Here is a 20,999-nt window from a genome sequence, read left to right as displayed (position 1 = left end):
TTAGCAGTAAACAGCTTAGTCACCGACGCGCTGTAATTTCAATTTTTGTTCATATTCCTTGCGTGCCGCAGTGACCTGGCTGCGCTGGCTTACCTCCGGCACCGCCACATCCCACCAGGTGCCGCCTTCTTCCGTCGAAATCAGTGGGTCGGTATCAATGACAATAACTGTTGTGCGGTCGTTGTCTTTTGCCCTTGCAAGCGCTGTTTCCAGCTCAGCAATTGAAGCGACTTTTTCTGAGATTGCACCGAGGCTACGGGCATGAGCAGCGAAATCGATATCGGGCAAGACTTCGTGCTTCGAATCCTTCAGAAGATTATTGAAGTTGGCCCCACCCGTTCCCATTTGCAGCCGGTTGATGCAGCCATAGCCGCGATTGTCGAGCAGCACGACGGTGATACGCTGACCCAGCATGACTGAGGTGGCAAGTTCCGAATTCAACATCAGATAGGAGCCATCGCCAATCATCACAACGACTTCATCGTCAGGCTTGGCCATCTTCGCACCCAGCCCGCCAGCAATCTCGTAGCCCATGCAAGAAAAGCCATATTCGGCATGGTAGGAGCCGGGAGCACCTGCCTGCCATAATTTGTGCATTTCGCCCGGCAGTCCGCCCGCAGCATGAAGGACCGTTGCCTCAGCGCCAAATGTACGTTGCACGGCACCGATAACCTGTGCATCCGAAGGCAGCGAAGCATTGGTAGGGCTGGTAACCTTTGCAGCGGCTTTTTGCCATTCGGCTTTTCCGGACTTTGCATTTTCTGTCCAGCTTGCAGGCGCCTTATATCCCTGCAAAGCGGCCGTGAGCTCCAGCAATCCTTCTTTCGCATCAGCAACCAGTGGCAGCGCCCGATGTTTTGCAGCATCAAAGGTCTGGACGTTAAGGCCGATGAAAGTCTTAGCAGAATTCTGGAAGAGTGACCACGAACCCGTCGTAAAGTCCTGCAAGCGTGTACCCACGGCAATGATCACGTCGGCCTCTTGCGCCAGCCGGTTTGCAGCAGAAGTGCCGGTTACCCCGACAGCTGCCATGTTGAGTGGATGGCTATCGGGCAGCGAAGATTTGCCGCCTTGCGTTTCACAGACAGGGATACCCGCAGCCTCGACAAAATCAGCAAGTTCCTTTGAAGCTTGCGAAAAAATGACACCGCCACCGGCAATGACCAAAGGCTTTTTGGCGGATTGCAAGGCTGCAACAGCGGCTGAAAGCTCATTACGATCAGGACGCGGGCGTCGAAGTGACCAGACGCGCTTATCGAAAAAGCTCTCCGGATAATCGTAAGCTTCCGCCTGCACATCCTGACAGAGAGCCAGAGTGACCGGGCCGCACTCCGCCGGATCGGTCAGCACTGTCATGGCGCGGGCGAGGGCGGGAATAATCTGTTCAGGGCGCGTGATACGATCGAAGTAACGGGACACGGGCTTGAAGCAGTCATTGGCGGAAATGGTGCCGTCGGCAAAGGATTCAACCTGTTGCAGAACTGGGTCGGGAATACGGTTTGCAAAAACATCGCCGGGAAGCAGGAGGAGGGGCAGGCGATTGACATGGGCAAGGGCGGCGGCGGTGACCATATTGGTTGCGCCAGGTCCCACCGAACTCGTTACGGCCATCATGCGCTGGCGGAAACTCGCCTTCGCAAAGGCGATTGCGGCATGGGCCATCGCTTGTTCATTATGCGCGCGATAGGTCGGCAGTTCATCGCGGACTTGATAGAGTGCCTCCCCAATACCAGCCACGTTGCCATGGCCGAAAATCGCCCAGACACCGGCGAAAATCGGCATTTCCTTGCCGTCTATCGTGGTCATCTGTGCCGCGAGAAAGCGTGTCAGTGCCTGCGCCATCGTCAGACGTACTGTATTGCTCATATCAATCTCCTCCCCGGTCCTATTCTCCGTATAACGGATGGAAAACCGGCTCCACTATTCGTAATTATCTAGTTCGACAATATATCGCGACTGGACAGCCATGCCTTGGTCAATTTCTCGAAACGACCAGCCATATCACCAACCGCTTCCTCGTCAGAAAGTTTACCCGAAAGCCAAGCTTCCGCAGCCTCCATGAAGAGTGTCCGGCCCACAGCAAAGCCCTTCACGATAGGAGCCTTGGCGGTGGCGGCGAAAGCAGCCTCCAACTCATCTTGCGGTGCTTCCAAACCAAGCAATACAACACCGCGGCACCAAGGATCATTCTTTTCAACGATCTGCTCGATATTTTTCCAAGCTGTTGCCGAGGCCTGCGGCTCAAGCTTCCACCAGTCGGGCTTGATGCCGAGTGCGTAAAGCTCTTCCAGTGCGCGTGGAATAGTGTTGTCATCCAGAATGCCGTGTTTTCCGGCGATAATCTCGATCAGCAATTCCCGGCCCACTTTGCGTGCTGCCTCAAAAAGCGTGCGCAATTTTTGCTGCTGTTCAAGCTTGAGGTCAGCAGGGTCGTCGGGGTGATAAAAGCACAAGCACTTTATGCAATGATCGACTGGCCACTCAACAAGCTGGGAGCCAATATCCTGCGAGAACTCAAACCGTAGCGGACGGGAACCTGGCAGTTCTACCGGACGTCCAAGCCAGTCAAAACTATGGCGTGCAAATTCGAACATGGCTTCACGACCGAACTTCTCATCCAGCAGCATTCCATATCCACCACGACCATCGGCAACTTTTGCAGCGGCTTTGACCGCCAATTCCTTGAATTCACCGATCTTTGATGTATTCGCACCCAGCTTTTGACAAAGATCTTCAAGCTGGACCCTGTGATCAATGGCGAAGGTCATCATTGAAGGAATTTCGCGCCGACGCGTTGTTGCCCAATGGATATGGTTGATGGCCTCGTCCTTGCGCAGAGCATGATGCTTGCTGCCATGTTCGAGGAAATATTGCAGCTCTGCGAAGGTTGGTATTTCCGGCGAGCAAAGCAAGCGCGAAACGGCAAATGCGCCGCAGGCATTTGCCCATGTTGCGGCAGTTGCCAGAGACTCGCCGCCGAGCCATCCGCGTAGCAGGCCGGACATGAAGGCGTCGCCTGCTCCAAGGACGTTGAACACTTCGATGGGAAAGCCCTTGCCGACAATGCCATCTTCGAGATCGTCGGAGATGGGTCCCTCGTAAACAATGCAACCCATGGGTCCGCGTTTGAGGACAATTGTTCCTTTTGATAGAGCGCGAATGGTCTTGAGAGCGCTCAGAAGGTCATCTTCCCCGGAAGCGATCAAAACTTCTTCTTCGGTGCCAACAATCAAATCGCAATCAGGCAGTACGGTTTTAAGGTGGTTGGAAACGGCATCGGATGCGATATAGCGGCTGTCGCCCTCACCGTGACCGGCAAGGCCCCAAAGGTTAGGACGATAGTCGATATCGAACACGACTTTTCCGCCAGCTTCTTTCATCAGGCGAATGGCTTTGCGCTGTGCAGCGTCCGGCTTTGGTTTGGAGAAATGCGTACCCGTGACAACGACCGCGCGGGCTGAAGCGATGAAATCCGCGTCAATATCGCTTTCTTCCAATGCCATGTCGGCACAGTCTTCGCGATAGAAAATCAGTGGGAAGCTTTTATCATTCTCCACAGACAGAATAACCAGTGCAGAAAGACGCTGCGGGTCAGTAATAACGCCCGTTGTCGCGACGCCTTCCCGTACCATTTGTTCGCGGATAAAACGGCCCATCTGCTCATCACCGACACGGGAGAGCAGGGCAGAACGCAAACCAAGCCGCGCAGTGCCAATGGCAATGTTGGCCGGGCAGCCACCCACTGATTTTGCAAACGACGTGATGTCTTCGAGACGTGAGCCGATTTGCTGGCCGTAAAGATCAACTGACGAGCGCCCAATGGTTATGACATCAAGCGGCTTGCCAAGGGGCTTGGCGCTATCAGTTCTATCCATGTCGTTCTCCCGATATTCTGATTAAGTGTCCCATTTCGGACAGCAGGTTCTCGTCTATATGAAATAATAATTCTATCAAATCGTCAACATGGAATGTATATTCTTTTTAGGTTTTTGACATTCACAGTTTGCGGCGCCGTTCGGCAACGCTGACGGTCAAAGCCATGGCAAGCGCCATTGTGCCGGACAGTGAGCGGAAGCCTGAGAAATCGCCTTCCGCCGCCTCGAACCAGACTTTTGCCGACTGAGCGAGCGGCGAAAATGCGCTGTCAGTGATTGCAACGACAGGAACGTTGCGAGCAGCGAGCGTGGCGGCATGCTCAATTGTGGCTGATGCGTAGGGAGAAAAGCTGATGGCAATGGCTGCATCTGCCGGTGTTGCAAATGACAAAATCTCAGGATCAATCCCGGCTGTTGATTCAATCAACTGATTGCGAATTTTCAATTTGCCGAAGGCGTAGGCCATATAGGCGGTAATTGGATATGAACGTCGGCGGGCGAGAAGAAAGATGGTCTCGGCACCTGCCAGAATATCGACTGCCCGGTCCAGTACATCATCTTCGAGCTGCCGGGAGATCGTCTCCACAGATTGGCTGGCCGCAGCCAGAAACCCGTTGAGAATTGCGCGATTTTGGGAAAGACCATCCGTATTTCCATGCAGTGCGGAAAGGCGCTCTTCATAAGAGATTTGCCGCTCGCGCAGACGTTCGCGAAAAACAGATTGCAGGCTGGTGAAACCATCGAATCCGAGGTGCTGAGCAAACCGGATAAGGGTTGAAGGTTGCACGCCTGCCGTATTGGCTATGCTGGCGGCGGTACCAAAGGCAATTTCGTCGGGATTGCTGAGGGCATAGGCTGCGATCTGGGCCAAACGTTTCGGCAGGATATCTCGCCGCTCCAGGATGAGATTGCGCAATGCATCGAAGTCCCGCGGCAACTCCGCTCCATTGTCCATAGTACCCATCCGAATCATTGCCCCAATGACTACATCTTACAAAGCAAAATATTTATATCAAAGTGGATCAGTTATTCCATTTTCATCTGTTATAGATTATTTCATTCGTTATTCGCAAGCGCTGGAGAAGAGTCGATGCTGGGTGTTGGGCTGATCGGAACAGGTTTTATGGGCAAATGCCACGCTCTGGCGTGGAATTCGGTACGCGCCGTCTTTGGTGACGGCCCCGACATTTCTCTGGTTCATCTTGGCGAAGCCAATGAAAATCTTGCGGTAGAACGTGCAAGCGAGTTCGGTTTTCGAAGGGCATCCGGTGATTGGCGCGAAGTCATCAACGATCCACAGGTTGATGTTGTATCGATTACAACGCCGAACCAGTTCCACCCTGAAATGGCAATTGCAGCTCTTAAGGCTGGCAAACATGTCTGGTGCGAGAAGCCGATGGCACCTGGCTTTGCAGAGGCAGAAGCAATGGCTGCTGCTGCAGCTCAGTCCGGAAAAGTAGCTGCGCTTGGATATAATTATACGCAAGGGCCAGCGATCCGTCATATCCGCAAGCTTCTGGATGAGAAGATTATCGGCGAGGTAAATCACCTGCGCATTGAAATGGATGAGGATTTCATGGCCGATCCTGATGCGCTTTTCTACTGGAAGCATGAAGCGACCTCGGGCTATGGGGCGCTTGACGATTTCGCCGTACATCCTTTGTCACTGTTGTTCACACTGTTCGGACGCGTGTCGCGAGTGATGTGCGACATGGCGAAACCCTATGCGAGCCGCAAGACCCGAGATGGCACCAGCCGGGCTGTCGAAACCTATGACAGTGCCAGCGTTTTGATGCATATGGAAAACGGCGTGGCAGGTACATTGCAGGTGAACCGTTCTGCATGGGGACGCAAGGGCCGCATCGCGTTGCAGATATTCGGTTCAAAGGGCTCCATCCTGTTTGATCAGGAGCGCGCCAATGAATTTCAGCTCTATGTGACATCGGATCGCCCTACAGAGCAGGGCTATCGCACCATTTTAACGGCACCGCATCACGAGCCCTATGGCCGGTTCATTCCAGCGCCGGGCCATGGGCTTGGTTTCAACGATCTAAAAATCATTGAATGCCATGAGCTGATCAAGCGTATCGAAGGCCAAGCGGCGCATCTGATCGAGTTTGCAGATGGCCTGGAAATCGAGCGCACCGTTCATGCCATGGCTCGCTCTTTCAAGGATCAGCGCTGGGTGGATGTCAGGTAGCTATTTCTACCATCTGAGAAAGAAACGCCCGGCCAAGGCACCGATGAGGCCGGGTATCAATACGCCGAGCGTATACCAGACAGCGACAAACGGCATGGCGCTTTCCGTGCAGTGGAAAGAATAGATAACCGAGCCTATCGCGCCCGCTGCAATGCCGGCCGCAGCCCCCGCCATGGTGAGGCGAGTGGGTGCCATACCACGCAAAACCCAGAATGCGCCGATCAGCAGTGGCATGGACAGCACAACAATATTGAATGTGCATACGGCCAGCGATTTGCCGGTCAGCATCGTCATGTGCGCTTCGGGCGGTGCCATGGCGAATATCCCCGCAGCCAATATTCCGAATGCAAACAGTGCGACTGCCATCAAGACAAGATTGATGATGATGCTGCCAAGTGGATAAGCGATCCGCTTGACTGCCCATGCACCGATAACGGCGAGAAGAAGCGTATAAGCGAGCTTTCCCCAGAAGGGCATTGTGGCAGAAGCTTCCATGAGATCTGGCCGCATGCCCAACCACCAGACCATCAAAAGCCAGGATGCGGCAAAGCCCAAGCCAAGACCTATGGCAAGCCGCTTGGCGACGCTGCTGCGCTGTATAGGCTTCAGATCGCGCGTGAGACGTGCAATCAAGTCATCCGTTGCCATGTGCACGTCCTTTCAATTTTGCGGCAATCGCCTTGATGCCTCTATGTATACCAACCTTCACCGCTGATTCCGAAAGTCCGGTGCTCGTCGCGACCTCTGCTATTGATTGCCCTTCAATTTTTGTGCGGTAGATCAACTCCCGTGATTTCTCCGGGACTGACTGTAACAGGCTTTCCACATCTATCCGGTCCGCAGTTGCATCGGAATAATCCGCCGGTATCAAATCTTCAGCATTATCCAAAGGTATAGTTGCGCGAATTTTGTTGCGGCGGAAATGATCTATCAATTTATATCGCGCGATAGCGTGCAGCCAGGCGGTGAACGGGCGATCGGTTTCGTAGGTTGCCCGTTTGGTATGCAGCGCCATCAACGTCTCCTGCACGAGATCGTCAGCGTCACCCTTATGGGCTTCAGAGAGCCGTCGCAAAAAATAAGAACGCAAATGCTTTGCCACGTCATTCAGAAGAATGGCGTAGCTGCGCGCATCACCTGCAAGACTAGCAAGCATCAGTTCTTTCAGTCGCGTTTCGACAGAATGCACTCCGGTTTAATTCCTTATTCGCAGCGGCGGCAGAAAGGTTACAGCATGAGGTGCAAGATGGCGGAACGTCAATGAGCGACACGCAAATCGGATGCAAATGTTGGAATCAGACCACCCGCCCATCACCAATCCGTGATCCTCGTAACCAATTTCCTGTCCGATCCGTATTGCTTCATGTCACTGGCGACAACGCGCCGAAGCAATGTGGGTGTCAGAGGCACTCGAAACTTATGGGCACGTTTATCGTATCTGAATTAACTCAAGGAGAATGACCATGAACGTTTTTACACGTAGTATAGTCCTTTCGGCTTTCGCACTTACCGCTGGTTTTGCCAGTGTGAATCTGGCCGCTGCTGAAGATGCCATGAAGGCACAACCGGTGAAAAAGCAGGATGCGATGAAACATGACGCAATGAAACCAGATGCAATGAAAGCCGACCCGATGAAGGGCGATGCGATGAAAGCGGATGCCATGAAGCCGGACGCCATGAAAAAAGACGCGATGAAGGGCGATGCCATGAAGCCTGTCAAGAAAAAGCCGGATGCAATGGCTCCAGCAGCCAATTAGCATTGGCAAAGGTTATAATTGTGATCTCTCCTCGAAACTGGGGAGGGATACACAGTTGGAATAGATGCGATAATGGGCGGGTGGAGGCTTAAAATGACAAGTGTAACGACTGGCACTGCATTGAAGGAAAAGCCAAAAAGAGCTGTGGTCTACCGCCATTCCCTGGCGGTGCGGATTACCCATTGGCTGAATGTTTTGTGCCTTAGCTTCCTTTTGATGAGCGGTTTGCAAATATTCAACGCCCATCCGCATCTTTACTGGGGGCAATATGGTGCCGATGCTCTGCCTGATCCGGCATTTGTTTCCATCGAGGCATATCCCGACGGGGACAGCATGAAAGGCGTGACCAGCATTGGGTCCTTTCAGTTTACAACAACTGGAGTGCTTGGCGCATCGAAGGTCGATGGAGAATTAACCCCGCGCGCCTTTCCGGCGTGGGCGACAATCCCAAGCTATCAGGATCTCGCCACGGGACGACGCTGGCATTTCTTTTTTGCCTGGTTCTTCGTCATTAACGGGTTCGTTTATATGCTTTACGGGCTTGTCTCCCGGCATTTTCGCCGCGATCTGCTGCCGACGAAAGTTGAGTTGACCCCCAGGCATCTCGCTCACGAGGTTGCTGAGCACGCACGTCTGCGTTTTCCAAAGGGTGAGAAAGCTCGCCGCTACAACTCTTTGCAGAAGCTTGCCTATATCGGGGTAGGTTTCATCTTGTTGCCACTGATGGTGCTGACGGGCCTCACCATGTCTCCCGGCTTCAATGCAATTTTTCCTTGGTTGCTGGATGTATTTGGCGGTCGTCAGTCGGCACGAACAATTCATTTCATCACGGCCTCGCTGATCATTGTCTTCGTATTCATACACATTGCCATGGTTCTCTTATCCGGCGTCTGGAACAATATGCGCTCAATGATTACCGGCTATTACGCTTTAAAGCCTGAAGCAGATAAGGAGATAACCAAATGAGTATTGATCTCACACGGCGTCGTTTCCTGATTGGTTCAGGCATTGCTGCCACAGGCATTTTGACGGGTTGTGATGCGCTGGTTCAAAGCCCAAGCGTCAATGCCGTTCTTGAGAAAGGTGAGTGGCTTTCAATGAACGCTCAGCGTCTGCTTTTGGGCAACCAGCAGCTGGCTCGTGAATATAGCGAGGCGGATTTATCACCTGTATTCAAGGCAAATGGAACGCAAATGCCTGAGACAGATGTCTATAAGCAGCTTGTTGACAGTAATTTTGCCAATTGGCGACTTCAGGTTGGTGGCATGGTCAAGACGGCCAAGAGCTTCTCCATGGCGGATTTGAAAGCCATGCCGTCGCGCACACAAATTACCCGCCATGATTGCGTCGAGGGCTGGAGCGCGATCGGCAAATGGACCGGCGTCCCGCTCGGGCTGGTTTTGGAACAGGTTGGTCTTGCGCCCGGAGCACGTTATGCGGTGTTCTATTGTGCAGACGATTATGAGCAATCACTTGACGGCAGCGGTCTTTACTATGAAAGCATTGATCTGGTGGATGCCTGGCATCCGCAAACAATCCTTTCCTATGGTATGAACGGCAAAGATCTGGAGATCGCCCATGGCGCGCCCTTGCGCCTGCGGGTTGAGCGGCAGATCGGATATAAACATGCCAAATATCTGATGCGAATTGAGCTTGTCGACAGTTTCAAGAACATCGGTTCCGGCAAAGGCGGCTTCTGGGAAGATCGGGGATATGAATGGTACGCCGGTATTTGAGTGTGCCCCTCCAAAAAGTAGGCGCTGGTCTTTGCCATATTCGGATCATCTGACATAAGAGGCGACACAATCCGCTAAAGAGAGATTTTTCGTGTCCGCAACTTTCGTCTTCGATAAAACTTATGCAGCCTTCCTCTTTGACATGGATGGCACGATTCTCAACTCCACCGTTGCTGCAGAGCGCGTCTGGAGCAAATGGGCAGAGTCTCACGGGCTTGATGTGGCGGCATTCATGCCAACCATGCATGGCGTGCGGGCGATTGATACTATTCGCCGTTTGGGATTGCCTGGTGTTGATCCCGAGGTTGAAGCTGCCAAGATAACGGAAGATGAAATAAACGACGTAGCTGGCGTGATGCCGCTGCCGGGAGCGGCGGCTTTCTTGGAAAGCCTGCCACCTGAAAAATGGGCGATTGTGACGTCCTCGCCGCTTGAGCTGGCAAAACGGCGCCTTGCCGCAGCGGGAATTCCCGTGCCGCGCACATTGGTGACAGCCGAAGACGTCAAGATCGGCAAACCAAACCCGGATTGCTATCTGTTGGGCGCACGCAAACTGGGCTTTGACGCTTCAGATTGTCTGGTCTTTGAGGATGCTATTCCCGGTATTCTGGCTGGAGATGCCGCTAAAGCCGATGTTATGGTGATTACGGCAACCCATAAACATCCAGTTGAAACGACACACGCGACAATAGCGGATTATGAGAACGTGGTTGCGCGGATTGATCTGAACGGAAGACTATCTGTTGTTAAAAGCAATTGATCGGCAGAACATTATTGGCTTTGCCGAGCAAACGCAAAATTGATCAATCTCCCTCACACAATTTGCGGCTCGTCCTTTTAATCCCTGCAGTTCTTCCCCATATGTAGCGCGAACGTCACGTGACGCATATTGAGGAGATTTGCATGCCGCTCGTACTATTCAAGCTGAGTTGGGCCACCCTTAGCAGGATTGCCGCGATACTCGTTATTGGACTGGCTGTAAGCTTTAGCGCAGTCTATGAGGCTGATGCACGTCGTGGCGGCGGCGGATTTGGTAGCCGTGGCTCGCGAACATTCGATGCGCCGGCACCGACACGCACCGCGCCGACCAACGCAGCCCCTATTGAACGTACAATGACACCGCGGCAGCAGACTCAGCCCGGTGCAGCTCAGACGCAAGCTACGCAGCAGCGCCCCGGCGGTTTGTTCGGCGGAATGGGCCGCTCGTTGATCGGAGGCCTCTTGGTTGGCGGCCTTATCGGAGCATTTCTCGGGAACGGGTTTGGCGGAATAGCCGGGCTATTCGGCATGCTGATCCAGATTGCCCTGGCCGTCGGCGTCGTGATGCTGGCTCTACGCTTTTTTCGCTCTCGCCAGACATCTTCAATGGCTCCCGCTGGCGCTGCTGGTCAGGCATTCGGGTCGAAATGCATTTAACGACCAGCCAGCCTCGTCTTCGTCAATGCGCGTTCCAACAATTGGTTCAGGATCAAGACAAAACGATACGGCGAGCAGCGGTTTTGGCTCGGGCAGTGCTGCCAGTAGTGCTGCAGGCCATGCTAAACAGCAGCCGGGAAAGCTGGTCCCAGAAGATGAAATTGGTTTGACCCAAAACGATCTTGATCGTTTTGAAGCCCTACTGACTGAGGTGCAAACTGCCTATGGCAAGGAAGATTATGCAACTTTGCGCAAGATCACCACGCCGGAGGCAATGTCCTATCTGGCCGAAGAACTGGGCCAGAATGCCACCGATGGACTGCGCAACAGCGTAACCGATGTCAAGCTTGTTCAGAGCGATATTTCCGAAGCATGGGCAGAAGGCGACCGTGACTATGCAACCGCGGCACTGCGCTATTCCAGCATTGATGCCATGCTCGACCGCAATACAGGGCGCGTGGTCAATGGCGATGAGGGCGTACCAAGCCAGACAACGGAAATTTGGACATTTGTGCGCGAGAGCGGTCAAGAATGGAAGCTCGCCGCCATTCAGGACGCGGCCTGATCAAATCTGAACGAAATGCGGCCCGGTTCCACTCTACTTGGACCGGGCCTTTTTTTGCCCAGCCCGACACGTCCCAAGCAAGATCATCTCGATAAGCCTTGCTTCTAGCTTTTTTGCAAAGCGAGATGTGCGCCAAGGCCTACAAGAATGGCGCCGCCAGCACGTTGCATGAGCTTTTGAGCCCGGCTGGAGCGTTGCAATCGGCTGAGCATTGCACCCGCAAGAAACACGCACAAAAGATCTGCGGACGAAAACACTATGTTGACGATTGTTCCAAGGAGAACGAACTGCACCCAGACAGGAAATGCAGCGGAGGGATCGATAAATTGAGGCAGGAACGCAAGAAAGAAAATTGCCGTTTTTGGATTGAGGACCTCAACGGTTATGCTTTCGAGAAAGGCGCGCTTGCCAGACTTTTGTTCAATGGGAGCCGACGCGATTTCACTGTGTGTTTTGGTGCGGAAAAGTGAAATTCCCAGCCAGATCAAATAAATTGCGCCAGCAAATTTAACCACCATGTAGATCAGGGGAACGGCGTGAAAAAGCACGGAAAGGCCCGCTGCTGCCGCGATGACATGAATATATCCGCCAAGATGAATCCCGAGCGATGCCATAAGCCCTGACCAGCGGCCACGGGCTATTGTTTGCGCAGCCGCGTAAAGCATTGCCGGGCCGGGGATAAAAGCAAAGACGGCAGTGGTTACCAGAAAAGCAATTAAAGTATCCAGAGGAGGCATGACCAAGTCCTTTAGGAGGAATATTTATGGAATCGAATCGGCTTGCAATGATAGTCAGACAAATGTCTTGTTTCTGATCTCTAAAGCTGACGAGAACCCCAGGAAAGAAAAATTTGTGATCACCAGATTGATAAATAGATTTCGAGCTTCGTCATCAGCCCATCGGGCAATGCTCGTTCATTTTCCTGACAGCAAGGAAGCGGCAATTCGTGCCGCAAGCACCAAGCAAAGCAATAATTTGGTTGTGGCCTTTTACACGCGGGATTCATTTTACGAGCGGGAAGCTCAACGCATGTCGGCCTCGGCAATCCGGCTGGGGTTATCCGTGGCGATGACGGCGGTGGACAGTGCCGGGAGCTGGGTGCGGAACGCTTCCATGAAAGCGGAGTTTTTGTTCAACGAACGTCGCGCAAGACGAGGTCCTTTGCTTTATGTCGACGTCGATGCTGTATTTCACCGCGATCCATGGCCAGCCCTGGAAGAATATATGGGAGATGTTGCGGTACATTATGATCCGCGTGTCAAAAAGCTGATCGCAGCAACCATTCTGATCAATGATACGCCGGCAGCTTTGATTCTGATGGAGATGTGGAAGGATCGTTGCAATGCCAATCCAGATATCTGGGATCAGGTAGTATTGGAACAAATCATAGCAGAAGATGCCGCTGCAGATGCTCCGCAATTCGACGTCCGGCATATTCCAGTGGCTTTTTGTTGGATATTTGATCGTTTGTCGAATGTTCCGGTAGACGCAGTTTACATAGAGCAGCTTCAGGCAAGTCGTGAGGCGCGCAACAAGCCCAGATGGTTTGGCTTTGTCGGCAAACGCCTCCAACGTCGCAGAGATCGCGTAGAGATGATTGACCGTATTTTGATGCAAGAAAAAGACTCGGATCGAACCAAGTCATAGGGTCCGGACCCTAAGGCTCTAATTCGGCAAAATGCGCACTTTGTAGCGGCCAACTTTTGGCGATGTTCCCATTATCTTCAATTCGCTATTCTCAAACTTGATAATGGATGTAGTCATGCGGAATTCCGTATGAACGAAGACTGGATTGAGTTGACCGGCTTCACTGAAGCGAATCGCCGAGACATCATCATCGCGAAAGCTGATATGGACCCGCGTTTGTTCATCTACATTTCTGTCGCTGCGAAATGAAACCAACGCATCAAAACGGCAACGTTGCCCGCGATCAATGTTAATGCCCGACTCCTCGATGAAATTGGTCAATGCCTCCCAGTTCGCATCTTCGTCAATCTGTTCCGGTTCGGTCGGTTCCATCGGGAGCTTTCATTGCTTTCAGCATGTCGTCAGTTATTTATACATCAAATCGCGGTTGTGGCGCGATGCTTGAATTTTCAATCGTGAAAGGGCTCTACAAAGGCGCGCTCACCCATCATGAATGCGTCTGCCACATGACGTAACGGGGCGATGTCGACATCGGATTTGCCATTCTTTACCAGATCGGCAAAGCGCCGGTAAAGCTCAGGATATTCGGCTTCTTCCGGCAAGGAAACAGCCTTGCCGCCAATGGTAAGCTTCGACCCTCCATCAATCAGGATCATCTGGCCAGCAGATGTTTCGGCTATGATATCCCATGTCTGCTTGCCAGTTTGTCGCCAGTCGAATTCTGCGTGAACAGGTGTCCCAATAGCACTGGTCATTTTCAGATCGGCAGCAATCGGCGCTTGCCGGTTCTCTGGAAATTCCAGTGTCGCGCTTCTGATGAATACCGGGTTTGGCATGATATGGGTAAGGATCGACAGGGCATTAATGCCCGGATCAAAAACGCCAAGGCCGCCAGCCTGCCAGATCCAGTCCTGGTTAGGGTGCCAATGCCGGACATCCTCCTTCCAGACGATGTGAACACTTTGGATCGTGTTGGAGCCAAGGAAGGATTTCGCTGCTTCGACGCCGGGAGCATAGCGGGAGTGCCAACTGGCAAAGAGCGAAACGCCTTTTTCATTTGCCAAAGATGCCAGGCTCTCAACTTCGCTCAACGTCGCCCCCGGCGGCTTCTCAAGAAAGACGTGCTTGCCCGCTAGAATGGCTTCGTAAGCGGCGTCATAACGAAACTGCGGCGGCATGCATAAGGACACAGCGTCGATAGTCGGGACGGCCTCGAACATGGCCTTCATGGTGGTAAAATTGGGGATGCCGTCTACAGTGCCGTTGCGGCTTGCTGCGGCTACCAGCGTGAAGTCAGCATTTCTCTCTATGGAAGGCAGGTGTTGATCCCGGGCAATTTTGCCAACGCCGACGATTGCCAGATTGATTGGGGGCATAGCGACGTTCCTCTTTTTCCGTCATCGCATCAAGCGATTGAAGTGCACTGATTTTTCAGCAGAGGTAATGCGGAAATCGCGCAGCGGCAAGTGGGGCACGCGATAAACTGTGTATCAACGGCACGGTGCTCAACACCCACATGGGTGAGTTCAATCTTGCACTTGGAAGAAAATTGGAGTCCTGTCCGATATTGAGTTGAATCAGTTATGCGAGAAACAGAATGTCCTTCCAGAAAATCGACGATCATGGCCGCAAGCTCGAAGCGCTTGAGCATGCGCTGGCAATTCTGGGGGCCGATGAGGCCACGCACATGGCCGTCGGAGGTGGTGAAAAACGTGCCGAAGCAATGGCCGCGCTTGCGGGAATGTATCACAGACAAGCAACAGCTCCAGAAATCGCCGATTGGATTGCTGATGCTGAAGCGCAAACGCTTGGTGATGAACAGCTTGCCGCCGTGCGTGAGTTCCGGCGCCATTACACAAATCTGACTTGCCTGCCTGTTGAGTTTGTCGAGCGTCAGACAAATGCGCGGATGCGCTGTGAACAATTATGGCGGGACCTGCGGGCAAAAAACGATTGGGCTGGTTTTGTGCCCGCGCTCGACGGCGTTATTGCACTGGCCCGTGAGGAGGCGGCTCTGCGTGCACAGGCGTTAGGACTTACGCCTTATGATGCAATGATCGAGCAACATGATCCGGGTGCCCGTACCGCCACGATTGGCCCGGTTTTCTCGGAGTTGAAAAATTTCCTGAAAGATTTTGTTTCCGAGGCATTGGCTGTTCAGGAGGAGAGGGCGGCCAAACGCCCCGTAAAAGCTTTGTCCGGAGTTTATCCCGTCGAAAAACAGCGAGAGCTCGGACTGGCAATCATGGCGGCAACCGGCTTTGATTTGGCGCACGGAAGTCTTTCAGTTTCACATCATCCGTTTTGTGGCGGCGTGCCAAGCGATGTGCGTATCACCACGCGTTACAAGACAAGCGAATTCCTTTCAGCGCTCATGGGCGTCCTGCACGAGACAGGTCATGCGCTTTACGAGCAGAATCTACCGAAAGAATGGTCGCATTGGCCGCTCGGCAGAGCACGGGGAATGGCAATGCATGAGAGTCAAAGCCTTTTCGTGGAGAAACAGATAGGCCGCAATCCGGCATTTTGGCGCTGGGCGCTCCCGGTTATTGCCCAACATCTGAATGAGACATGGTCTTTGGAAGACATCCTTCCGCACGTGCATCATGTAGGGCGCGGGCTGATCCGCGTCGATGCGGACGAAGTGACTTATCCGCTTCACGTTATCCTGCGATATGAGCTGGAAGAAGAGATTATTGCGGGCAAACTGCAAACCATCGATCTTCCGGAAGCGTGGGACGCGAAAATGCGTGAATATCTGGGTTTGTCCACGATTGATACACCGGGGGATGGACCGATGCAGGATGTGCATTGGCCCGCGGGTGCTTTTGGTTATTTCCCCTCATACACGCTCGGCGCAATGATGGCAGCACAGCAATGGGCCGCGTTGATACGCGACTACCCGACAGCGAACAACGATCTTGCGGAAGGCAACTTCACGAAGATCAATGATTGGCGACGTGAGAAAATCTGGTCGCAAGGCTCACGCTGGTCCACGCCGGAGCTGCTCGAGCGGGCTACTGGTGAAAAGTTGGATGCCAGCCACTTCATAGGGCATCTGCGCAGCAGATATGGGGCTGCCTGAATATTATAGCTTCAGCGATAGTTTGGCCAACTGCCTGGCTACTTCTTTCTTGCGGCTTGGATGAATGGCCAGAATATTGGCAACCCGTCCGGATGGAAAAGCGGAATCGATTGCCTGAACGTCGGGCAATCGATTGATCCTCCCATTCAGAACTTCCCATATCTGATAATCCCAACCTATCAGCCTGTCGTAAATTCCGCCGGGCGTCGTCTTTGACAAATTGGCAAGAACGTCGCGGTTTATCTCGATGAGCATTGTGGGAGTATATGCCGGGATCGTGTTTGTCGCGCCCTCCAAAAACAGGCCCTCTGCGCCTTCAATATCGACCTTGATGGAATCCGGCTTTAGCCCTTTTGCCATCACGTCCAGCGTCTCCACCTTTGTGCTCCGCTCGGATTTTGTATTGCCTGACCCCGCTACCAGACTTGTCGCTCCGGCATTGACCGAATATTCCGCTGTGTTGAGTTCCATCTCGCCAGGCTGATCGGCGAGAGCCAGTTGATGTACTTTGACCGTTTTCGAAAGCTTGTTTGCAATGATCGACTTGCTGAAAAGATTCCATAGATGAGGTAGCGGTTCAAACGAGACCACTTTCCCGTTGAACCCCGGCTTTGTGGCAATCGAAAGCGAGTAATAGCCGACATTGCCGCCTACATCGAAAAATGTACCATTGTCCGGCGTGACAGCTTTCATGATGTCTATGTCAAACTTCTCATATCCGCCGCTGAAAATACCAAACGTCATGTGATACTGACGCAGATCGAGATATATCTTGAAACTATTGGTCGTCTCGAACAGCAACTCGACGCTTTTGGGCACAAAATTGTTAAATATGATCTCGGCATGGCGCTGATGAAATTCGGATGAGGCGAAGAAGTTTCTGCGGTGCTGCTCAAGGGAAATCGTGCAAAGAGAGGACAGATTGTCCGATATTTTCAATTTCTCCTCGGCGTTGGCATCGCGTCCGAGGATGAATTTATAACAGTTCAGAATATCGCCAAGATCAGTCATGTTGCCATCACGTTACTTCAGAAATCAGTGACCAAGGCTCACAGGATCAGGCTCGCCGGGCTATGAAATAATAAGCGTGAATTCCCGTCGTTGAACGGTCATGGATCAGATGTACATCGGTCATCTGGTTCTTGTGAAACAGCGCCATCACCGTGTTCGCGTCGTAATCATACATTTGAATATCAGGGTGATCATAATTATCCCTGTCGATGAAAACGGTTTCATTTTTGTAGTAATCATTGCGGAAATACATCATCCGGTCGTTATAATACTCGGCGCGGTTTGCGGTTTTGAACAGCGGAACGTGCAGCGAAGCAACGCCGCCACTCTTCACACATTGCAAAAGATCATTGATGATAAAATAGCCCCGGCGCGGTTCAATGTGTTGCAAAACAATATAGCTATTGAGCCAATCGACTTTGACACCTTCCTTGACAAGGACCTCGGGTGACTCGACGCAGCGCACGTTTTTCAACCCGCGATTGGCGCAATTTTTCAGCGCAATATTTCGCATCGTTTCAGAAATATCGATGCCAATGGCATTTTTTGACTGCTCGGCGAGGGGGATCAGCAGTCTTCCTACCCCACAGCCAAAATCAATGATCGATTCAGTGGGAACCTCAAATTCCGGAACCAGACTTTTAATAAGCTTGGACAAATTGGCGATATCAGTCTGACCTGTGGCGAAGAATTCAGTTGCATCTTTTTTTGTCAATTTTTTCGATTTGAACTGGTCTTCTGTCAATACGGCCCAATAGGCATTGTCTTGAGCCAGTTTCTCCCAGTCTTCATTTGTATTGCGCATGGAGTTCCCCTCGATCCAGTCAACTCATTTCAGGCAATTAAAAGTATTTTTCATATATCTCAGCAAAGTATTTTCAGTATTAAATAGCATCAATGCAGCGCCTCCATAAGAACTGATTTTACCAAGTTGTGGCGGTTGGTGTACTGAACTTCGGGAAGAAATGGGTCCGGCGCCAATCTGGAGTATATTCCGAAGCTCTGTTCGATGAATTGCTCCAGGGAAATTTGCTTATATTCCTGGGGCACCTTGAACATGTAAGAGCCTCTCACGCCGAAAACTTCTCCTATTTCCGGGTAGACCGGATAGCATGCTCCTGAAGTCATCACGTCTGCTGGCACAAGATCTGTGCAATTGGGTTCGATGCCGCATTTTTCAAGAAATAATTGCGCGATATCGTGTATCGGACGCGCCTTGGAGTGATTGATTCCGTACATGAAGCAATCGCCGCGTGTCCAAACCCTGAATTTGCCCGAAATATCGAGCCCGTGATTCATGAAGGTTTTCAGAAGCTGATCTCGCTCGATTTCCCATCGTGTGAAATAACCGCATCGTTCAAATACGTCGCGACGAAAGAGAGCCGTTGTTGTTTGAACATCATACCCGGCTTGATAGGCGGCAAGCACAATCATTGAATGGAATGGCCCCAAGGGGCTATCCAACATTGCTCCCCGCGCTACCACCGTGCAAAGGTCCGGGTGATAAGCATCAAACTTTATGGACGGTATCTTGCTGAGATTGTCCAATGCTGAAAAATCATAGGCTAGGCCGTTAATGTCGGGGTGAATGATTACTTTCGCATATTGGGACAGCGTTTGTTTATAGTCATCAAGCTTGTTGCGGAACGACCAATAGTCGGCGTGATCGATCTTGATGCCATTGGTGAGCAATCGCAATGAGTTCGCGAGTCCGAATGTATTGCAGTTGGAAACGAGTAGCCAATTATCCATGACAGGTTCTCGAGTTCGGGGTTACGGGCGCATCATCTCGATCTCGCGTTCATCGCAAATGACATTGCGTTGCGGTGCTTCCGGAAGGGGCAACATTGTCGCCGCCGTCTTTTCTTCTTCCGGTTGAGACACATAATTTTTGACGAAGCAGCGCATGGCATGCGCCACACCGATTGAGTTTACCTCTCGATAATCGTCCTCATAATACAAGCCGCCCGCATAGCTGCCGGTTATGATCTCGTAGGAGGGAAAATAGTCCACCCAATCAAAACGCGCCAACATCTGTTCGGCAACTACCCGCAAAACGGATTTACTATAGGTGGTGGAAACAAGGACACTTCGGTCTTCATAGGTAGCGACTAGCGGTACTGGAGAGACAGTGAGCAGCACCTTAACGCGAGGATTGACCGCTTTCAGCTTTTCCAGAAAAAGAGTCATATCCATATCAACGTCAGCAACGTTGAAATTGATGAACTCGTATTTTTCAGCATCGTAAGCACCAGCGCTGACGCCAGGTGCCAGCGGAAAAACAGAGCCATCGGATCTCGATCGCCATGCTTCGGTCAGACCGAGCGTGAAAACGAAAACATCTGAATCGAGAAATACGGATTTAACTGCTTTAAGATGGGCGCGGCGTGCTTCCCTGACGGCTTCTTCCGTCTCATAGCCGTCCGGCTCAATGAGCGGACGAAATGGATCGACAAATTTGCCGTCCTTACGCCGCCAGGCGGTTTCCAGTGGTGTTCTTCCCTCAAAAACTTCCTCAAAAAGTTGCAAGAGCTGGCGGGCAGTATAGAGATTTCCGTAACGCGCAGAAAACACCCCGAAATTGCGGGAAATACGCTCCTGAGGGGGCAGGTCTTCACCGGATTCTGCAATCAAATAATGGAAACCTATCCGCTGCATCTGACGAGAGATATGTTGGGCGAAACAGCTTCCAGCCGTGGCAATTTTCATTGAACTGTCGATTTTGTACCGGGGATTTTCAACCGGATCAAAAAGATGGGTTTCCACTCGCGCAACCGAACGCCGCCACAACTGATAATCCTTGATTCCGACGTAGGGGTTGGTCATTTGTCCGCCTCCGCTATGATATTTTTGACGTGATTGTATCGGTCAGCAAAGAAATATTCGGCTGCAACTTCGCCCGGTGCCCATTTGGAATAGACCTCAAAACTTTTTTGAATGAACTCTTCCAGTGACATCAACCGGTATTCGCCCAGAACTTTGAACATGCGCGATCCGCGAAAGCCGAATGTTTCCGCAATTTCCGGGTAGACTGGAAGGCATATGCCGTCGACCAAGGTGTCGTGGGGTACAAGGTCAGATTTGTTTGTCTCAATGCCGATCGATTCAAGAAATACTCTCGCAACATCGTGAATTGGCCCAGCCTTTGGGTGACCGAGGCCATACATGAAGGACTGGCCGCGAGACCATGATCTGAACGGCGCTGCTATATCGAGATTGAAGAATGAAAAAACTTTCATAAGCCGGTCCCGTTCCGGCTCCCATCGTGAAAGAAATCCGCACTGCTCGAATATTTCCCGCCGAAATAGTCGCTCGGTTTTCTCGACACTATAGCCCGCTTCAAAAGCGGCAAAAACCAGCATGGAATGATAGCCGGCCGTCGGGCCATAAATGCGCTGTCCGTCCGCAAAAAGATAACAAAGATCCGGATGATAGGCATCAAAGTCGATACCGGGAATTCGGCTGACGTTTTTCAGAAGAGAAAAATCATATTCTACGAATTGAATGGCAGGATTTATAATAACCCTATCATATCCCGGCATGGTTTCCTTGTACTTTTCGAGATTTTTCATCAGTTCGAAGACATCGAAACAGTCCAAGGTGAAACTGTTACTGAGAAGCTTTAAGGAGTTTGCCAATCCATATGTATTGCAGTTCGAAATCAGCAACCATTTTTCCAAGGGACGCTCTCTTCAAAGTGACTGTTA

20 protein-coding genes and 1 pseudogene are annotated in these 20,999 nt (G+C 51.9%); 8 read left to right on the top strand and 13 right to left on the bottom strand.

The annotated features are described in order from the left end of the window. Positions 1-15: 15 nt before the first annotated feature. From iolD to QFZ34_RS08865, 3 genes are all read right to left on the bottom strand, one after another. The gene (gene iolD / locus QFZ34_RS08875) at positions 16-1,866 is read right to left on the bottom strand and encodes a 3D-(3,5/4)-trihydroxycyclohexane-1,2-dione acylhydrolase (decyclizing) (protein ID WP_307279768.1); all 1,851 of its coding nucleotides are present in this window, start codon (positions 1,864-1,866) and stop codon (positions 16-18) included. Positions 1,867-1,934: 68 nt separating this feature from the next. Further along, positions 1,935-3,875: a bifunctional 5-dehydro-2-deoxygluconokinase/5-dehydro-2-deoxyphosphogluconate aldolase gene (locus tag QFZ34_RS08870; protein ID WP_307279764.1), complete on the bottom strand. Its 1,941-nt coding sequence runs from the start codon at positions 3,873-3,875 to the stop codon at positions 1,935-1,937. A gap of 121 nt (positions 3,876-3,996) precedes the next feature. Continuing rightward, the gene (locus tag QFZ34_RS08865) at positions 3,997-4,839 is read right to left on the bottom strand and encodes a MurR/RpiR family transcriptional regulator (protein ID WP_115052323.1); all 843 of its coding nucleotides are present in this window, start codon (positions 4,837-4,839) and stop codon (positions 3,997-3,999) included. Positions 4,840-4,965: 126 nt separating this feature from the next. On the opposite strand from QFZ34_RS08865, the gene QFZ34_RS08860 reads away from it, so the two are divergent. Next, a complete protein-coding gene (locus QFZ34_RS08860; protein ID WP_307279759.1) occupies positions 4,966-6,075 on the top strand; it encodes a Gfo/Idh/MocA family protein in 1,110 nt (369 codons plus the stop codon). A gap of 6 nt (positions 6,076-6,081) precedes the next feature. Here the strand turns inward: QFZ34_RS08860 and QFZ34_RS08855 are convergent, their stop codons facing one another. Next, entirely contained in the window at positions 6,082-6,723 is a 642-nt protein-coding gene (locus QFZ34_RS08855) for an NrsF family protein (RefSeq protein WP_115052325.1), read from the bottom strand. Beyond that, complete coding sequence (locus QFZ34_RS08850) at positions 6,710-7,264, bottom strand: sigma-70 family RNA polymerase sigma factor (RefSeq protein ID WP_115052326.1); 555 nt, start codon at positions 7,262-7,264, stop codon at positions 6,710-6,712. Before QFZ34_RS08850 ends, QFZ34_RS08855 begins: the two co-directional genes overlap by 14 nt. Positions 7,265-7,538: 274 nt before the next feature. Here QFZ34_RS08850 and QFZ34_RS08845 point away from each other — a divergent pair, with 274 nt between their 5' ends. The 5 genes and pseudogenes from QFZ34_RS08845 to QFZ34_RS08825 all read left to right on the top strand — a co-directional run bounded on the left by QFZ34_RS08845 (position 7,539) and on the right by QFZ34_RS08825 (position 11,549). Beyond that, positions 7,539-7,832 (top strand): pentapeptide MXKDX repeat protein, encoded by a 294-nt coding sequence (locus tag QFZ34_RS08845; RefSeq protein ID WP_307279749.1) that lies wholly within the window; start codon positions 7,539-7,541, stop codon positions 7,830-7,832. Positions 7,833-7,925: 93 nt separating this feature from the next. Beyond that, the gene (locus tag QFZ34_RS08840; protein ID WP_307279747.1) at positions 7,926-8,798 is read left to right on the top strand and encodes a cytochrome b/b6 domain-containing protein; all 873 of its coding nucleotides are present in this window, start codon (positions 7,926-7,928) and stop codon (positions 8,796-8,798) included. Then, the gene (locus QFZ34_RS08835) at positions 8,795-9,568 is read left to right on the top strand and encodes a molybdopterin-binding protein (RefSeq protein ID WP_307279745.1); all 774 of its coding nucleotides are present in this window, start codon (positions 8,795-8,797) and stop codon (positions 9,566-9,568) included. Before QFZ34_RS08840 ends, QFZ34_RS08835 begins: the two co-directional genes overlap by 4 nt. 142 nt (positions 9,569-9,710) lie before the next feature. Further along, positions 9,711-10,328, top strand: a complete 618-nt coding sequence (locus QFZ34_RS08830; RefSeq protein WP_370878833.1) for an HAD-IA family hydrolase — start codon at positions 9,711-9,713, stop codon at positions 10,326-10,328. 143 nt (positions 10,329-10,471) lie between these two features. After that, positions 10,472-11,549 (top strand): annotated as a pseudogene (locus QFZ34_RS08825) (Tim44 domain-containing protein). 104 nt (positions 11,550-11,653) lie between these two features. Here the strand turns inward: QFZ34_RS08825 and QFZ34_RS08820 are convergent. Then, positions 11,654-12,286: a LysE family translocator gene (locus QFZ34_RS08820; protein WP_307279740.1), complete on the bottom strand. Its 633-nt coding sequence runs from the start codon at positions 12,284-12,286 to the stop codon at positions 11,654-11,656. Between the two features lie 169 nt (positions 12,287-12,455). Here QFZ34_RS08820 and QFZ34_RS08815 point away from each other — a divergent pair, with 169 nt between their 5' ends. Beyond that, complete coding sequence (locus QFZ34_RS08815) at positions 12,456-13,196, top strand: putative nucleotide-diphospho-sugar transferase (RefSeq protein ID WP_115052333.1); 741 nt, start codon at positions 12,456-12,458, stop codon at positions 13,194-13,196. 18 nt (positions 13,197-13,214) lie between these two features. On the opposite strand, the gene QFZ34_RS08810 is transcribed toward QFZ34_RS08815, so the two are convergent. Both QFZ34_RS08810 and QFZ34_RS08805 read right to left on the bottom strand, forming a co-directional pair. Beyond that, positions 13,215-13,568: a hypothetical protein gene (locus QFZ34_RS08810; protein ID WP_115052334.1), complete on the bottom strand. Its 354-nt coding sequence runs from the start codon at positions 13,566-13,568 to the stop codon at positions 13,215-13,217. Positions 13,569-13,645: 77 nt separating this feature from the next. Further along, complete coding sequence (locus QFZ34_RS08805; protein ID WP_307279734.1) at positions 13,646-14,572, bottom strand: Gfo/Idh/MocA family protein; 927 nt, start codon at positions 14,570-14,572, stop codon at positions 13,646-13,648. A 221-nt stretch (positions 14,573-14,793) separates the two neighbouring features. Between QFZ34_RS08805 and QFZ34_RS08800 the strand changes: the two genes are divergently transcribed. Further along, positions 14,794-16,281 carry a carboxypeptidase M32 gene (locus QFZ34_RS08800; RefSeq protein ID WP_307279731.1) on the top strand — a complete coding sequence of 496 codons (1,488 nt, stop codon included), beginning with the start codon at positions 14,794-14,796 and terminating at the stop codon, positions 16,279-16,281. A gap of 3 nt (positions 16,282-16,284) precedes the next feature. Here the strand turns inward: QFZ34_RS08800 and QFZ34_RS08795 are convergent, their stop codons facing one another. The 5 genes from QFZ34_RS08795 to QFZ34_RS08775 form a co-directional block, all read right to left on the bottom strand. Further along, positions 16,285-17,292 (bottom strand): FkbM family methyltransferase, encoded by a 1,008-nt coding sequence (locus tag QFZ34_RS08795; RefSeq protein ID WP_115052337.1) that lies wholly within the window; start codon positions 17,290-17,292, stop codon positions 16,285-16,287. A gap of 46 nt (positions 17,293-17,338) precedes the next feature. Then, positions 17,339-18,097 (bottom strand): class I SAM-dependent methyltransferase, encoded by a 759-nt coding sequence (locus QFZ34_RS08790; protein WP_115052338.1) that lies wholly within the window; start codon positions 18,095-18,097, stop codon positions 17,339-17,341. A gap of 89 nt (positions 18,098-18,186) precedes the next feature. Beyond that, complete coding sequence (locus QFZ34_RS08785) at positions 18,187-19,044, bottom strand: WcbI family polysaccharide biosynthesis putative acetyltransferase (RefSeq protein WP_307279727.1); 858 nt, start codon at positions 19,042-19,044, stop codon at positions 18,187-18,189. Between the two features lie 21 nt (positions 19,045-19,065). After that, on the bottom strand, positions 19,066-20,118 hold the full coding sequence (locus QFZ34_RS08780; protein WP_307279725.1) for a GSCFA domain-containing protein: 1,053 nt from the start codon (positions 20,116-20,118) through the stop codon (positions 19,066-19,068). After that, positions 20,115-20,972 carry a WcbI family polysaccharide biosynthesis putative acetyltransferase gene (locus QFZ34_RS08775; RefSeq protein ID WP_307279722.1) on the bottom strand — a complete coding sequence of 286 codons (858 nt, stop codon included), beginning with the start codon at positions 20,970-20,972 and terminating at the stop codon, positions 20,115-20,117. The genes QFZ34_RS08780 and QFZ34_RS08775 overlap by 4 nt, the downstream gene beginning before the upstream one ends. Positions 20,973-20,999 lie beyond the last annotated feature (27 nt).

Source organism: Phyllobacterium ifriqiyense (assembly GCF_030817885.1).
GTDB lineage: Bacteria > Pseudomonadota > Alphaproteobacteria > Rhizobiales > Rhizobiaceae > Phyllobacterium > Phyllobacterium ifriqiyense.
This window is presented reverse-complemented; position numbering and strand designations above follow the sequence as displayed.